This window comes from Azospirillum thiophilum, from assembly GCF_001305595.1.
Lineage (GTDB): Bacteria > Pseudomonadota > Alphaproteobacteria > Azospirillales > Azospirillaceae > Azospirillum > Azospirillum thiophilum.
On record NZ_CP012401.1, the window covers coordinates 2,224,979 to 2,239,471 of the forward strand.

The window sequence follows — 14,493 nt, forward strand, 5'->3', positions numbered from 1 at the left end:
CAGGGGAGGTGGCGAACCGCATGCTTGGGCTTGCAATCGCCGCCCGGCGGCGGTAGCCCCTGGGGCATGGACGACAGCACCCCCGAAAACACCACCTCATCCCGCCCGCAGGCCGCGCCCGGCGCGGAGACGGTCCCGCTCGGCCAGACGGTCTATCTGGCGGCCGACGGCTTCCTCGACGATCTGGTGGCCGAGTTGGGGGACGTCGAATCGGTCGACGGCCGGCTGGTCTTCGCCGACGGCCCGGCGCGGCCGGCCGCCTGGGCGCAGAACATCTGGCACGACCCGGTGCGGATCGAGTTCGCCTCGATCAAGAGCGGGGCGAAGGCCCTGCGCGGCATCCAGCGCAATTGGGCGCTGTGGTCGCAGCGGCATCACCGCCGCGCCGCGCTGATCCAGGAGAACCTGCCGCATGTCTCGGCCAAGCCGGTGGTCTTCCCGTCGCCGTTGCCGACGGCGCCGCTCGGATCCTGGACGCTGCTGGACGAGTCGACGATCATCGCCGCGGCGCGCTGTTCCAGCCCGTTCCGCAACGGCGAGGTGACCTTCGTCGAGAACCGCACCGCTCCGCCCAACCGCGCCTATCTGAAGCTGTGGGAGGCGCTGACCCTGTTCGGCGAGCAGCCGGGGCCGGGCGACCGCTGCCTCGATCTCGGCGCCTGTCCGGGGGGATGGACCTGGGTGCTGCACGAGCTGGGTGCGTCGGTGGTCAGCGTCGACAAGGCGCCGCTCGACCCAGCCATCGCCGCGCTGCCGCGGGTGCAGATCCGCCAGGAAAGTGCCTTCGGGCTGAAGCCGCAGGATGTCGGGCCGGTGGACTGGCTGTGCTGCGACGTGATCTGCTACCCGACGCGGCTGTTGCGGCTGGTGCGGGAGTGGATGGACAGCGGGCTGGCCAAGCGCTTCGTCTGCACGCTGAAGTTCCAGGCCGAGACCGACCATGAGACCGCCCGCGCCTTCGCCGCGATCCCCGGCGGCCGGGTGCTGCACCTGCACCACAACAAGCACGAACTGACCTGGATGTGGCCGGCGTCCTCGGAGTAGCGCCGCCGGACGGCGTCGTCGGAGTAGCGCCGCTTCTCATGCCAGCGCCCGGCCTTCGGCATAGCCGTAGCTGACGTAATGCTGCTTGGCTCCGGTCAGGCTTCCGCTCACCGCGGCGGCGACGTCCGGATTGACGGCCAGATAGGCGGCGGCGTCGAAGGCGGTGAAGGATCGTCCCTCGAACCGGCCGTACACGATGTAATGCAGTTCCACCGCCTCGCTGTCGCTGCCGAAGGCGGCGATCAGGTCGGGGTTGCTGGCCTCGTAGGACAGGGTGTCGAACAGGGTCGCGCTGCGGCCTTCGCGGTTGCCGAACTCGATGTAGTGCCGGGTCGCGGCGCCGGCATCGCTGCCGAAGGCGTTCAACAGGTCGCCGTAGCCGGCCAGGTAGTTGTAGGGATCGAACCCGGTCAGGCTGCGCCCCTCATAGAGGCCGTTGGTGGCGAAATGCTGCGTTCCGGCGCCGGCATCGGTGCCGAAGGCGGCGATCAGGTCGCCGCTGGAGGCGATGTAGCGCAGCGCGTCGAAGCTGCCGGACACGCTGGCGGCGAGCGCCGTGCCGGTGTCGGAGAAGCGCAGATACTCGATGCCGGTCAGCAGGTCGTTGCCGTCGGCGCCGCTGACGACATAGCGGCCGCCGTCGAACTGCAGCACCCGGTATTGGGAGCGCGTGCCGCTGAACACCACGGTGTCGGTGCCGGCGCCGCCGTCCAGGACGTTGCCCAGGCTGTTGACGGTGATGCTGTCGTCACCGGACCCGCCGGTGGCCTGCTGGATCGTGGTGCCGTAGGCCAGTGCCAGGAACAGGGTGCTTCCCGCGGTGCTGAAGCCGCCGGCGCGCAGGTCGAGCGACAGGGCGGCGGTCTGTGCGCTGCCGTCCAGGCCGTTGCGCCCGCTGGCGTCCCACAGGGTGGTGAAGCTGGCGCTGTTCAGCGTGTAGCTGGTGTCGCCGGCCCCGGTGGCGGTGTTGGCGCCGTAGAGATACTGGATCGCCGCGATGTCGTAGAGGCTGGGGCCGGTCAGGTAGCTGCCGGAGGGCAGGGCGTCGTTGTCGACGTACGACATGATGCTGTAGGCGTAGTTGTCGGTCGCCGTCGGGAGATAGGGCCCTTCCGTCCCGTCGCTGGAGCCGGCGTTGTAGTTGCCGGGATGCTTCAGCCCCAGCGCATGGCCGATCTCGTGGACCAGTGTCAGATAGCCGTAGCTGCCCAGCGTCGGGCTGCTGTTGGCGGCGCTGTCGTTGGCGAGGAATACCTGCCCGCCCTGCGACGCGGTCGACGGATAGTAGGCGTAGGCCGCCGACTGGCCGTACTGGCGGTTGGTGCCGAAGGCGATGGTCGCACCGGAGACGTCGGTGGTCTCGACGAAGGTGATGTTGGCGACGGCGCTCCAGGCCGCCAGCGCCTGGCGGACGGCGGCGCGCTGCGCCGTGCTCATCGTCGCGAAACCGCTGGAATCGGCCGAGGACACCTGCCGCGAGCTGGTCAGGAAGGCGTAGGTGACGGTGACGGCGCCACCGACGGCGCTGCCGTCCAGTACGGTGCCGTTGCTGCCCCAATGCGGCGTCCCGCTGGCCAGCAGGGCGGAGATGTAATCGGTCAGCACGGACTGGCTCATGGGCGGCTCTCGGGAGGAATCGCGGGTCTGGCTTCCGGGGAGGGTGGACCCGGCCGACTGGTGATACGGCCGAAAGGGGCATGGTCCGGCGCGGCCGGTTAAGACACCGCTTACGCCCGGCGTAGGGCGAACTCGATGGAGGGGCGTAGCATCGCCGCGGCGGCGTGGCCGATCTCCACCGCCTCGGCCGCGCGGTCGAATTCCAGGATGCCGATATGGGCCAGCCGCGGCGCGATCAGCACGTCCGGCGGCTCGCCGGCCAGCCGCGAGCGGGTGATGCGGTCCTGCATGATGTCGATCGACCCTGCCATCACCTCCAGCGCGTTCGGCATCTGCCGGTGGGCGCGGGCATGGGTTTGGGTGTCGTCGATCTGGTCGGCGAGGAAGCGGGTGCGCCGGCTGGGCTTGCGGCCGAGCCAGGTCGAGATCTGGCTGGTCAGTTGCGACAGGGCGGGGGAACCGGCATCGCCGCCGGCCACCACCGGCTCCGGTGGCGTCACCTTGGCAGCCGCTCCCTTGCCGCCCGTCCCCTTGCCGTTGCGGCCGCCCGGCCGCCCCAGCGGCGACAGCTCGCTGTTCAGGTTGACCGCCACCACGATGTCCGCCCCCAGCGCCCGGCACAGCGACACCGGCACCGGGTTCACCAGCGCGCCGTCGACCAGCAGATGATGGTCGCGCCGCACCGCCGGGAACAGTCCGGGCATCGCCGCCGACGCCATCACCGCCGACATCAGCGGCCCGTCGCGCAGCCAGATCTCGCGCCCCGTCGACAGGTCGGTGGCGACGGTGGCGAAGGGACGGCGCAGATCCTCGATCCGGACGTTGCTGCGCTCGTTGTCGAAGCGGCCGAAGGCCTTCTCGGCGGCGACCAGCCCGCCGCGGCGGAAGGTCAGGTCGATGATGCCCAGCATGCCGAGCCAGCCCATCTTCTGCGCCCAGGCCTGGAGCTCGTCGAGCTGGTCGGTCAGGTAGGCCGCCCCCACCGCGGCGCCGATCGACGTGCCGCAGATGATGTCCGGCTCGATCCCGATCTCCTCCAGCGCGCGCAGGACGCCGATATGCGCCCAGCCCCGCGCCGCGCCGCTGCCCAGCGCCAGCCCGATCTTCAGGTCGGTCCCCTTCGCCATCCACATCCCCTGTCACAGCCGGCCGGTGCATATCCGGCCTTGATCTTGAGCTTACCATCCGGGCAGCGCGGCCGGGTATCGGAAGCGGCCGGAAGAGGCACGCCGCCGGAGGCCGGACCATCGCCGCGTGGGAGGTGGGAATTATCGACAATTCTCCCGACCTTTGACCTGGGTCATCGAAGCCGGGTCGGCGACTGTGGCATTTCTGTGCCAGTTGGGCGGGAAGGATATCCCTATGCTGGGCGTTAACCATGCGTCAACTGGCTGGTGACTAATTTCGTTGCATTGCAGTGAAGTTCTCGAACCCGGAAGAACCGTCATGGCCGACGAACTGAAAAGCTTCAGGAAGGATTGGAAACGCTGGTCGCCGGTGGAAAGGCTGACCGCGGTCACAATCCTGCTCGTCATCGCCATGCTGTTGGCCGCGCGTGCCGCCGACGGGCTGTTCTGACCGGACCAGCCGACGCGCAACTCCGTTGCGACCCGCCGCTCCGCGGCCGAGGCCCGGGCGCCGCCCCGTGGCCGTTGCAAACCCGCCACTCCGTGGCCGTTGCATACTCGCCACTCCGTGGCGGTGGCGACATTGTCTTTACGGGCTCTTAACCCTCGCGCCATAGGCTTGGCCCGCTCGGACAGTTCCTGGGACGGTCGGGCGCCGCATGCGGCCGGAGCGTTGCAGCTCCGCCACAAGGGCACCGACGGGCGCTCGCCGGAGGGCGCCGACAGGGAAGGGTCCGGCATCTGCCCGCAAGGCCATAGCCCCTCTCGCTGGACACGCCCGATGACCTTCTCCGCCCAATCCGCCGTGACGGAACAGAAGATGCTGAGGCAGCGCCTCGACTCCGCCTTCGCCCAAGCGGCGCAGCCGCTGTCGCGCGACGAGGTGACGGAGATCGTCCGCAACATCCTGGGCAGCATGGACGGCGACATCTCCGCCACCGACCTGCGCCTGTACAAGGAGGTCGTGGACCTCGCCAAATACATCGAGACCGCCAAGCAGGAGATCGCGGCCCTCCAGCCCGCCGAGATCCGCGACGAGCACATCCGCAGCGCCACCGACGAGCTGGACGCGGTGATCGGCGCGACCGAGAAGGCGACCTTCGCCATCTTCGACGCCTGCGACGCCATCGGCGCCATCGCCGGCCAGTCGGAGGCCGCGACCTCGGCCCAGTTGAACGACCAGATCACCAAGATCTACGAAGCCTGCAACTTCCAGGACATTACCGGCCAGCGCATCGCCAAGGTGGTGCGTACGCTCAAGCACATCGAATCGAAGGTCGACATGATCGTCGCCGCCTTCGGCAGCGAGGTGCGCCAGAACCACGCCCCGCGGCTGGCGAAGCTGGCGGCGGAGGATGCGGAAGCCGCCCATTACGAGCCGATGAGTGCCGCGGAGGCGGATCAGCAACTGCTGCACGGCCCGCAGCTGCCGGGCAACGCCATGGACCAGGACGAGATCGACCGCCTGCTCGCCAGCTTCGACTGACGCCATGCGGGCCGGCAAACCCACCAGCGGCCAGACGGCGTCCGGCGCCTCATCGGCGGCCGACGCGCTGTCGAGGCTGCGGGCCGGTGGCCGCCGCATGCTCGGGTCCGGCCCCAATGCCGGGCCACCCGGTGTCGGCCCCAATACAGGCCATGCCAATCCCAACAACGGCAGCATCCTGCTGCTGCTGTCGCTGTTCCTGCTGCTGCTGGTGTTCTTCATCGTGCTGAACGCCAATTCGGTGCAGACGGCGCAGAAGGTGAAGGCGGTCGCCGCCTCGCTGGAGCGGACCTTTCCCAGCTTCGTCATCGACCCGCGGCTGCGCGACGGGACGGAACAGGTGGCCTCGCGTGCCGGGACGGTGTTCGCGGTGCAGCGGCTGGAGGGCATCGGCACCCTGTTCGCCACCGCCGTCGCCGTCGCCAAGGTGGAGGTGGTGTCCCCCGGCCGGCTGCTGGAGGTGCGGCTGCCCGCCGACGACCTGTTCGTTCCCGGCACCATGGCGCTGCGGCCCGACCGCCAGGGGCTGATCGACCGCATCGCCGATGCGTTGCGCCAGTCGCGCCAGGGCGAGCGGATGGAACTGGACGCCCTGCTCGGCATCGGCCCGACCGGCACGCCGAGCCAGCCGCCGGGCCCGGTGGCCCGGGCCGGCGCGCTTGCCCGCGCGCTGATCGCCGACGGCGCGCCGGAGCGCAACGTCACCGTCGGCATCGAACGCGGCGAACCGGGCGGGGTGCGCCTGCTGTTCACCCTGCGTTGGGACGACGAGGCGCCGGCCCGGCGCGACGGCACCAAGCCAGGGGGGCGGACATGATCCGCGTGCCGGGCACTGGCACGGGCGCCGGCGGCAGGGCCGCGGCGGAGGCGGGCGCCAGCCAGCGCAAGACGCTGTGGCTGATCAGCTTCACCGACCTGATCTCCTTGATGCTGGCCTTCTTCGTGCTGATGTATTCGATGAGCGAGCCGGAAGCGGAACGCTGGACCCGTCTGGCCAAGGGCATGTCGGAGTCGATCCCCGCCGCACGGTCGACCGCGACCGCGCCGTCGGACCGGCCGGCCGATCCGAACGCCGCCTTCAACGCCCAGGCGGTGGAGGCGCGGGTGGCCATCGACCTGTATTATCTGGCAGCCCTGCTGGGCAGCCAGCTGCGCTCCAACGCCGAGCTGTCGGTGGTCGATGTCCGGCGCGAGGACGACCGCGTGGTCATCCGCCTGCCGGGCGAGCGGATCTTCGATCCGACCGGCGCCGCCTTCACCGAGGAGGGGCGCCGGGTGTTGTTCCTGTTGGGGGCGGTCATCGGCCGCATCGGCAACCGGATCGAGCTGGTCGGCCATGCCGAACGCGAGGATCCGAGCGGCGGCGTGGCCTGGGAACGGGCGCTGACCCGGGCGGTCGCCGTCTCCGCCGCGCTGCGCGAGACCGGCTATCGCCGCGATCTGGTGGCGCGGGCGGTCATGATGCCGGCTGGCGAGACCGGCGGCGGACGGCTGCCGGTGGACATCGTGGTGCGTGAGGAGGGGGTGGATTGACGGTGGCGGGACGGTCGGCACATCGAAGGAAGCGTTGGCTGCGCGGCTGTTCCGCCGCGGCGGCGCTGCTGGCCGTGCCGGTCCTGCTGTCGCCGGGTCTCCTCGCCGGGGCTGCCGAGGCCGCCACCGTGCCGGTGCGCGCCGGCAGCCACAAGGAGTTCGGTCGCCTGGTCTTCGACTGGCCGGTCAAGGTCGATTTCACCACGTCCGTCGAGGGCGGCCGGCTGGTCGTCGCCTTCACCGAGCCGATCGACGCGGCGCTCGGCCCACCGGTGCGGGCGCTGCCCGACTATCTGGCCGCCGGCCGGGTCGAGGCGGACGGCAGGACCGTGTCCTTCGACCTGAAGCGCCCGGTGTCGGTCAGGAGCTTCCGCAACGGCAACGCCGTCGCCCTCGACCTGTCGCCCGCCCCGGCGAATGCCGCGCCCCAGAACACGCCTCCCCCGAACGCGCCGCCCAACGTCGCACCGCAACCGGCGCCTGCCGCCGCCAAGCCGGTGCCGTCGGCCGGGCGGGTGCGGGTGCAGGCCGCAGACCGGCCCGATCAGAGCCGCCTGACTTTCGACTGGCCGTCGCCGGTCGGCTATTCGGTCAAGCGCGATGGCGCCGCGGTGACGGTCGCCTTCGACAAGGGCGGCACCCCCGACCTGTCGGCGCTGGCCAGGGCGAAGCTGCGCAACATCCAGAATGTCGAGTCCTATCGCCAGCCCGACGGCGCGCTGGCGGTCACCTTCGCGGTGCCGCAGGATGCCGAGGTGACGGACAGCGCGGCGGGCAGATCGGTGGTGCTGGCGGTCGGCAATCCCGGCTCGCGGGCAGGCCTGCCCAAGACCGACACGCCCAAGACCGACGCTGCCCAGCCTGCCGCTGCCCAGCCGGCTCCGGTGCCGGCCAGGGATGCGCCGATGGTGGCGTCGACCAGCTCCGGCCGCTCGGCGACTGCCGCCAATGCAGCGGCGGCCACCCCTGCGGCAATTCCTCCGGCTGAGGCGAAGCCGGCACCCGCCGCACCGGCGGACGCCAAGTCGCAGCCCGCTGCCGGGCCGAAGGGGCCGGTGCTGACCTTTGACACCGGCGGGCCGGCCTCGATCGCCGTGTATCCGCGGGCCGGGCAGCTCTATGTCGTGTTCGACCGGCCGATGCCGATCGGTGCCGGCAAGCTGAGCGGCCCCGGTTCCGAACTGATGGGCGCGGTGGAGCCGGTGCCGGCGACCGGCGGCAGCGTGTTCCGCACCAAGATCGGCCCGATGGTGTGGCCGTCGGTGGATCGGCAGGGAACCGTCTGGCGCATCCAGTCGTCGGCCCGTCCTGCCAACATGACCAGTGCCGGCGACCTGCGGGTGGAGCCGGACCCCGATTTCCTGCTGGGTGCCCGGCTGTTGGTGCGCGCTCCCGACGCGGCCAACGTCGTCCAATTCACCGATCCCGATGTCGGCGACCGCATCCAGGTGGTGCCACTGCCCAATCCGGGGCAGGGAATGCCGGAACCCCACCGCTATCCGGACCTTGAGGTGATGCCCTCATATCAGGGCGTGGTGGTCCGGCCGGTTTCCGACAATGTCACGGTGCGGCCGGTCAAGGAGGGGGTCGAGCTGACCACTGCCGGCGGCCTGCATCTGTCCCCCGCCGCCGATGCCGGCAACCCGGCGGTCGCCCCGCCGCCGCCCGGCATGCCGGCGCCCCAATCGGTGCCCCAGCCGGTGCCTTCCCAGTTCGCCGCCGCCCCGCAGCAGGTTCCGCCACCCGGCGGCTCGTCCGCGGCGATGGAGCCGCCGCGGGCGCAGCCAGCCGCCCAGATGCAGGGCCGCCGCCTGTTCAACCTGCCGGCCTGGAAGCGCGGCGACCTCGACCATTTCACCGAGGCGCGGCAGGATCTCCAGCTCGCCGTCGTCAACGCGCCGGAGTCCGAGCGGGCCAAGGCGCAGCTGGACCTCGCGCGCTTCTATTTCGCCAACGGCTTCGGGCAGGAGACGCTCGGCCTGCTCGACGTGCTGCAGCAGAACCAGCCGGATCTGGAGGGCTGGCCGGAGTTCCGCGCCCTGCGCGGGGCGGCCCGCGTGCTGACCGGCGACCTGGACGGGGCGGAGGCCGACCTGTCGATCCCGGCGCTGGCCGGCAATCCGGAGGCCGGGCTGTGGCGCGCCGCCATCGCCGCCGACCGCCGCGACTGGCCCAAGGCGATGGCCGGGTTCAGGGCGTCGGGGCAAATCCTGAATTCCTACCCGGAACCGATGATCGGCAAGCTCGGGCTGCGCGCGGCGGAGACGGCGCTGGAGACGCGCGACACCGCCACCGCCAAGCGGCTGCTCGACCGCGTGCTGGAGCACAGCGGCCCGGACCAGGAGGAGAACCCGCAGACCCAGTATCTGCGCGGCCTGCTGTTCGCCCAGACCGGCGAGACCGACCAGGCGCGCGAGCAACTGACCGCCGCCTTCAACAGCTACGACCGCTTCTACCGGGCCAAGGCCGGGCTGGCGCTGACCAATCTGGAGCTGTCGGAAGGCAAGATGTCGCCGACGGCGGCGGCGGAGCAGCTGGCCGGCCTGACCTTCACCTGGCGCGGCGACGATCTGGAGATGCAGATCCGCGCGCGCATGGGCGAGGTGCTGATCGCCGGCGGCGAATATGCCAAGGGGTTCAACACCATGAAGGAGACGGCGGCCCTGGTCGCCGACACTCCCCGGGCGGAGGCGATCACCAAGGAGATGTCGCGCATCTTCGCCGACCTCTACAAGGACGGTGCGCAGCGGCTGCCGACGCTGGACGCGCTCCAGCTCTACGACCAGTTCCGCGAGCTGACCCCGGTGGGCGAGGCCGGCGACGAGATCATCCGGCAGCTGGCCGAGCGGCTGATCTCCATCGACCTGCTGAACCGCGCCGCCGACCTGCTGCAGCATCAGGTGGAATTCCGCCTGTCCGGGCTGGACAAGGCGCGGGTCGGCACGCGGCTGGCCTCGGTCCGGCTGCTCGACAACAAGCCGGAAGAGGCGCTGAAGGCGCTGGAGCTGTCGAACATCGCCGGGCTGCCCGCCGATCTGGCGGCCGAGCGGCGGCTGATGCAGGCCAAGGCGCTGGCCGAATTGAACCGTGGCGACGAGGCGCTGCAGATCCTGGCCCAGGACGACAGCACCAACGCCAACCTGCTGCGCGTCGACATCGCCTGGAAGGGCCAGAAATGGGATGCCGCGGCGCTGGCGCTGAACAAGGTGGTCGGGCCGCCGCCGGCCGCCGGCAAGCAGCTCGACCCCAACGCCTCGCAGCTGGTGCTGAACCGTGCGGTGGCGCTGGCGCTGGCCGGCGACGGCAACGGGCTGAACCTGCTGAAGAGGGATTTCGAGGGGGCGATGAAGGGCGGCCCCAACGAGGACGCCTTCCGCATCCTGACCCGGCCGGAACAGGCCATGGGGCTGATCGATGTCGGCACCATCCGCTCCCGCGTTGCGGAAGTGGACATGTTCAAGAAGTTCCTGAAGGAATATCGCGGCAAGCAGACCGCGGACAAACCGACATCCTGATGTCAGGCTTCCCGAGACCGGCTTCCTGAAGCGGCGGAACCTCCTCGCGGGGGGCGTGAGGCCGTCCCGCCGCCCAACTCCTGTGCCGTTACTTCGGCAGCAGCACCTTGTCGATCACATGGACGACACCGTTCGACTGCTCGACGTCGGCGATGGTGACGCGGGCCATGGTGCCGGAGGCGTCGGCGACCATCACGGCGTCGCCGGACTGGGTGACGGTCAGCGGCATGCCCTCCACCGTCTTGAGCATCGCCTTGCCGTTGCCCTTCTTGATGTCGGCCACCAGGGTCTTGGCGTCGAGCTTGCCGGGGACGACGTGATAGGTCAGCACCTTGGTCAGCTGGCCCTTGTTCTCCGGTTTCAGCAGCGTGTCGACGGTGCCGGCCGGCAATGCGGCGAAGGCCGCATTGGTGGGAGCGAAGACGGTGAAGGGGCCCTTGCCGCTCAGCGTGTCGACCAGCCCGGCGGCCTTCACGGCGGCGACGAGCGTGGTGTGGTCCTTGGACTGGGACGCGTTCTCCACAATGGTCTTGTTGGGATACATCGGCGCGCCGCCGACCATCTTTTCCATGGCGGCATTGGCGCAACCGGCAAAAAGAAGGGTGGCGATCGCCACGGTGGCAACCTTCTTCATAGCATTCCCTCTTATCGGTGAAGGTCCGCTGTTCGCGGACACATCACCATTACGGCGAGGGCCTCCGGTCAGATCACGCCGTTCCTGCGCGCGATGACGATTTTTCTTGGATCGGAAGGAGGTAGCACTTTTGGAGTGCAGCCGTTTCCCTTGCAGCTGCTCCCTTTACAGCTGGACCCCTTACAGCTGCACCTGGGTTCCCAGCTCCACCACGCGGTTGGGCGGCAGCTTGAAGAAGTCGGTGGCGCTGACCGAGGTGCGGGACATCACCACGAACAGCTTCTCCCGCCACAGCGCCATCTGCGAGTTCATCTGCGGGATCAGCGTCTCCCGACCCAGGAAGAAGGAGGTCGCCATCACGTCGAACTCCAGCCCGAAGGCTTTGCACAGCCGCAGCGCCTTGGGGATGTTCGGCTCCTGCGAGAAGCCGTAGCGCACGGTGATGCGGTAGAAGCCCTCGGCCAGCCCCTCCACCACCACGCGGTCCTTGGCCGGCACGCGCGGCACATCCTCCACCACCACCGTCACGAAGACGACGCGCTCGTGCAGCACCTGGTTGTGCTTCAGGTTGTGCAGCAGGGCGATCGGCACGGTGTTGGAACTGGAGGTCATGAAGACCGCGGTGCCCTTCACCCGGTGGATGTCGCCGGACTTGGCCTGCCGCCGGATGAAGGCGTCGAGCGGCAGCGATTCCTCGGCCAGCCGCTTGGTCAGCACGGCACGGCCGCGGCGCCAGGTCGCCATCAGGCCCAGCGTGAGGACGGCGATCACCAGCGGCACCCAGCCGCCATGCGGGATCTTTACCGCGTTGGCGGCGAAGAAGGAGATCTCGACCGTCAGGAACACCGCGCCGACGCCAAGGCAGACCGGCAGGCTCCACTTCCAGCGGCGCCGCGCCACCACCAGGAACAGGGTGGTGGTGATGATCATGTCGCCGGTCACCGCGATGCCGTAGGCCGCCGCGAGCCGGCTGGAGGACTGGAACAGCACCACCAGCCCCAGCACCGCGGCCAGCAGGCCCCAATTGGCGCGGGGGATGTAGATCTGCCCCTCCTCCTCGTTGGAGGTGTGGCGGATGTCGAGCCGCGGGCAGAGGCCGAGTTGCACCGCCTGCCGGGTCAGCGAGAACACGCCGGAGATCACCGCCTGGCTGGCGATGACGGTCGCGGCGGTCGACAGGCCGATCAGCGGGTAGAGGCCCCAGTCCGGCGCCAGCAGGTAGAAGGGGCTGCGCACTGCCGTCGGGTCGCTCAGCAGCAGCGCGCACTGGCCGAGATAGTTCAGCAGCAGCGCCGGCAGCACCAGGGCGATCCAGGCGACCTGGATCGGCCGGCGGCCGAAATGCCCCATGTCGGCATACAGCGCCTCGCCGCCGGTCACCGCCAGCACGACGGCGCCCAGCACCAGGAAGCCGGCGATGCCGTGCGCGGCGAAGAAGGAGACGGCGTAGACCGGGCTGAAGGCGACCAGCACGCCCGGCTGCTGCACCACCTCCAGCAGCCCGAGGATGCCCAGCGTCGAGAACCAGGCGAGCATGATCGGGCCGAACAGTGCGCCGACGCGCGAGGTGCCGTGGCTCTGGATGGCGAACAGCGCGATCAGGATGGCGACGGTCAGCGGCACCACCACCGATTCCAGCGCCGGCTCCGCCACCTCCAGCCCCTCGACCGCGGACAGCACCGACATCGCAGGGGTGATCATGCCGTCGCCATAGAACAGCGCGGCGCCGAACAGCCCCAGCGCCGTCAGCACCGTCAGCCTGCCCGAGGCGTCGGGCCGCGTCTTCGACGCCAGCGCCAGCAGCGACAGGATGCCGCCCTCGCCCTTGTTGTCGGCACGCATGACGAAGACCACGTATTTGATCGTGACCACCATCACCAGCGCCCAGAACACCAGGGACATGATGCCGAGGATGTTGTCGGGGGTCAGCGGCAGCCCGTGTTCGCCGCCGAAGCATTCGCGCAGCGTATAGAGCGGGCTGGTGCCGATGTCGCCGAAAACGACCCCGAGGGCGCCGAGGGTCAGCGTCGCGAGCTTGCCGGTGTCCGGCTGCGCGGCTTTCAAAGCGGTGTCAGTCATGCGGTGGTTGCGGTCCGAAGTTGGTCCGTCGGTGCGATGGCGGCGCCCCGGCCGTCCCGCGTCCCTTTCGGCGGGAGCGGGCGGTCGGAAACTTCCGGCGGTGCGGCTTTTCGCCATGCCCCGTCCGTCCCGCATCGCCTCCCTCATACGCGTTTGCCGGACGCAACGCCAGTGCCGGCTTGCATCGCGCGGGGGGGAGCCCGCGGGATGCGACGAAGTGTGCCTGGGATTCGCGCCGGACGGGCGGCCTCAGATCGTCCCGAAGCTGCGGGCCAGCGATCCGGCGATCAGGTACCAGCCGTCGACCAGCACGAAGAAGATGATCTTGAAGGGAATCGCCACCATGGTCGGCGGCAGCATCATCATGCCCATCGACATCAGGATCGACGACACCACCATGTCGATGATCAGGAAGGGCAGGAACAGCAGGAAGCCGATCTCGAACCCGCGCTTGATCTCCGAGATCATGAAGGCCGGCACCAGGACATGGAGCGGCATGTCGGCCGGCTCCGGCACCGCCTGGAGGCGGGCCATGTCCATGAACAGGCGGAGGTCCTTCTCGGCGGTGTGTTGCAGCATGAACTCGCGCAGCGGCGCCACCGTGCGGCGGAACGCCTCCATCTCGTCGATTTCCTGGTTGATCAGCGGCTGGATGCCCTGGTTGTAGCTGCGCTCGAACACCGGGGCCATCACGAAGAAGGTCAGGAACAGCGCCAGCGACATCATCACCGTCGTCGGCGGCACCTGCTGCACGCCCAGCGCGTTGCGCAGGAAGGACAGCACGATGACGATGCGGGTGAAGGCCGTCATCATGATCAGGATCGACGGCGCCAGCGACAGCACCGTGACCAGCCCGACCATCTGGACGATGCGGCCGGTCGCCGTGCCGCCTGCGTCGCCGAGATCGAAGGTCAGGCTCTGCGCCAGCGCCGGCCCGGCAGTCAGCCCGACCGCCAGCCCGGCCAGAACGCCGATGGCGAGCGCCAGCAGGAGCCCGGCGACGGCCTGCCTGCGGCCGGGCAGGGGGAACCGGGGAATGCGCAGGCGGAACGGCGTCATCGCGGCCCGGCCCCGGCCGACTCGGCGTTGCCCTGCAAAGGCGGAATGTCCGGCCGCGCCGTGCCGTCCTGCCGCTGCGCGCTCTGGACCAGCGCGCTCTGGACCAGCGCGGTGTCGAAGCCGGCGGCAGGCGCGCTGTCGACCAGCAGGTCGCCGTTGGCGCTCAGCAGGATCAGATGCTCGCGGTCGTCGCGGCGGACCAGGACGAGCCGCCGCTTGGCGTCGATCGGCAGGGCCTCCACCACGCTCAGCCGGCGCTGGCGGCCGCGGCCGCGCACCCTGCCGCCCGCCATGCCGGCGCGGCGCAGCACCCAGGCGACGACCATGATCAGCGCCACCACGAAGAGAAGCGCCATCAGGAAGCGGATATACTGGTCGAGATCCATGGGAACCGGCGGG

12 protein-coding genes are annotated in these 14,493 nt (G+C 69.9%); 6 read left to right on the forward strand and 6 right to left on the reverse strand.

Annotated features, from left to right (window positions below; genetic code table 11):
- Nucleotides 1-66: 66 nt before the first annotated feature.
- A complete protein-coding gene (locus AL072_RS10315) occupies nt 67-1,044 on the forward strand; it encodes an SAM-dependent methyltransferase (protein WP_245636650.1) in 978 nt (325 codons plus the stop codon).
- A 36-nt stretch (nt 1,045-1,080) separates the two neighbouring features.
- On the opposite strand, the gene AL072_RS10320 is transcribed toward AL072_RS10315, so the two are convergent.
- Both AL072_RS10320 and AL072_RS10325 read right to left on the reverse strand, forming a co-directional pair.
- A complete protein-coding gene (locus AL072_RS10320) occupies nt 1,081-2,661 on the reverse strand; it encodes a matrixin family metalloprotease (RefSeq protein ID WP_045580409.1) in 1,581 nt (526 codons plus the stop codon).
- A 110-nt stretch (nt 2,662-2,771) separates the two neighbouring features.
- On the reverse strand, nt 2,772-3,788 hold the full coding sequence (locus tag AL072_RS10325) for a patatin-like phospholipase family protein (protein WP_052710018.1): 1,017 nt from the start codon (nt 3,786-3,788) through the stop codon (nt 2,772-2,774).
- Nucleotides 3,789-4,107: 319 nt separating this feature from the next.
- Here AL072_RS10325 and AL072_RS35975 point away from each other — a divergent pair, with 319 nt between their 5' ends.
- From AL072_RS35975 to AL072_RS10345, 5 genes are all read left to right on the forward strand, one after another.
- Nucleotides 4,108-4,239, forward strand: coding sequence for a hypothetical protein (locus tag AL072_RS35975; protein WP_281178630.1), 132 nt, complete (start codon nt 4,108-4,110; stop codon nt 4,237-4,239).
- 330 nt (nt 4,240-4,569) lie between these two features.
- A complete protein-coding gene (locus tag AL072_RS10330) occupies nt 4,570-5,274 on the forward strand; it encodes a protein phosphatase CheZ (RefSeq protein WP_045580407.1) in 705 nt (234 codons plus the stop codon).
- 4 nt (nt 5,275-5,278) lie between these two features.
- The gene (locus tag AL072_RS10335; RefSeq protein ID WP_082108794.1) at nt 5,279-6,091 is read left to right on the forward strand and encodes a flagellar motor protein MotB; all 813 of its coding nucleotides are present in this window, start codon (nt 5,279-5,281) and stop codon (nt 6,089-6,091) included.
- Nucleotides 6,088-6,807 (forward strand): OmpA/MotB family protein, encoded by a 720-nt coding sequence (locus tag AL072_RS10340; protein WP_045580406.1) that lies wholly within the window; start codon nt 6,088-6,090, stop codon nt 6,805-6,807. Before AL072_RS10335 ends, AL072_RS10340 begins: the two co-directional genes overlap by 4 nt.
- 2 nt (nt 6,808-6,809) lie before the next feature.
- Nucleotides 6,810-10,322 carry a tetratricopeptide repeat protein gene (locus tag AL072_RS10345; protein ID WP_045582314.1) on the forward strand — a complete coding sequence of 1,171 codons (3,513 nt, stop codon included), beginning with the start codon at nt 6,810-6,812 and terminating at the stop codon, nt 10,320-10,322.
- A gap of 88 nt (nt 10,323-10,410) precedes the next feature.
- Here AL072_RS10345 and AL072_RS10350 read toward each other — a convergent pair whose 3' ends face one another.
- The 4 genes from AL072_RS10350 to AL072_RS10365 form a co-directional block, all read right to left on the reverse strand.
- Nucleotides 10,411-10,956 carry a fasciclin domain-containing protein gene (locus tag AL072_RS10350; RefSeq protein ID WP_045580405.1) on the reverse strand — a complete coding sequence of 182 codons (546 nt, stop codon included), beginning with the start codon at nt 10,954-10,956 and terminating at the stop codon, nt 10,411-10,413.
- 180 nt (nt 10,957-11,136) lie between these two features.
- Nucleotides 11,137-13,035, reverse strand: a complete 1,899-nt coding sequence (locus AL072_RS10355) for a potassium transporter Kup (protein ID WP_045580404.1) — start codon at nt 13,033-13,035, stop codon at nt 11,137-11,139.
- 249 nt (nt 13,036-13,284) lie between these two features.
- The gene (gene fliP / locus AL072_RS10360; RefSeq protein ID WP_045580403.1) at nt 13,285-14,094 is read right to left on the reverse strand and encodes a flagellar type III secretion system pore protein FliP; all 810 of its coding nucleotides are present in this window, start codon (nt 14,092-14,094) and stop codon (nt 13,285-13,287) included.
- On the reverse strand, nt 14,091-14,480 hold the full coding sequence (locus AL072_RS10365; protein ID WP_082108793.1) for a FliO/MopB family protein: 390 nt from the start codon (nt 14,478-14,480) through the stop codon (nt 14,091-14,093). The genes fliP and AL072_RS10365 overlap by 4 nt, the downstream gene beginning before the upstream one ends.
- Nucleotides 14,481-14,493: the final 13 nt, after the last annotated feature.

Coding starts and splice junctions, on each gene's coding strand:
- AL072_RS10315 (WP_245636650.1), top strand. CDS start 67: ATGGACGACAGCACCCCCGAAAACACCACCTCATCCCGCCCGCAGGCC.
- AL072_RS10320 (WP_045580409.1), bottom strand. CDS start 2,661: ATGAGCCAGTCCGTGCTGACCGATTACATCTCCGCCCTGCTGGCCAGC.
- AL072_RS10325 (WP_052710018.1), bottom strand. CDS start 3,788: ATGGCGAAGGGGACCGACCTGAAGATCGGGCTGGCGCTGGGCAGCGGC.
- AL072_RS35975 (WP_281178630.1), top strand. CDS start 4,108: ATGGCCGACGAACTGAAAAGCTTCAGGAAGGATTGGAAACGCTGGTCG.
- AL072_RS10330 (WP_045580407.1), top strand. CDS start 4,570: ATGACCTTCTCCGCCCAATCCGCCGTGACGGAACAGAAGATGCTGAGG.
- AL072_RS10335 (WP_082108794.1), top strand. CDS start 5,279: ATGCGGGCCGGCAAACCCACCAGCGGCCAGACGGCGTCCGGCGCCTCA.
- AL072_RS10340 (WP_045580406.1), top strand. CDS start 6,088: ATGATCCGCGTGCCGGGCACTGGCACGGGCGCCGGCGGCAGGGCCGCG.
- AL072_RS10350 (WP_045580405.1), bottom strand. CDS start 10,956: ATGAAGAAGGTTGCCACCGTGGCGATCGCCACCCTTCTTTTTGCCGGT.
- AL072_RS10355 (WP_045580404.1), bottom strand. CDS start 13,035: ATGACTGACACCGCTTTGAAAGCCGCGCAGCCGGACACCGGCAAGCTC.
- fliP (WP_045580403.1), bottom strand. CDS start 14,094: ATGACGCCGTTCCGCCTGCGCATTCCCCGGTTCCCCCTGCCCGGCCGC.
- AL072_RS10365 (WP_082108793.1), bottom strand. CDS start 14,480: ATGGATCTCGACCAGTATATCCGCTTCCTGATGGCGCTTCTCTTCGTG.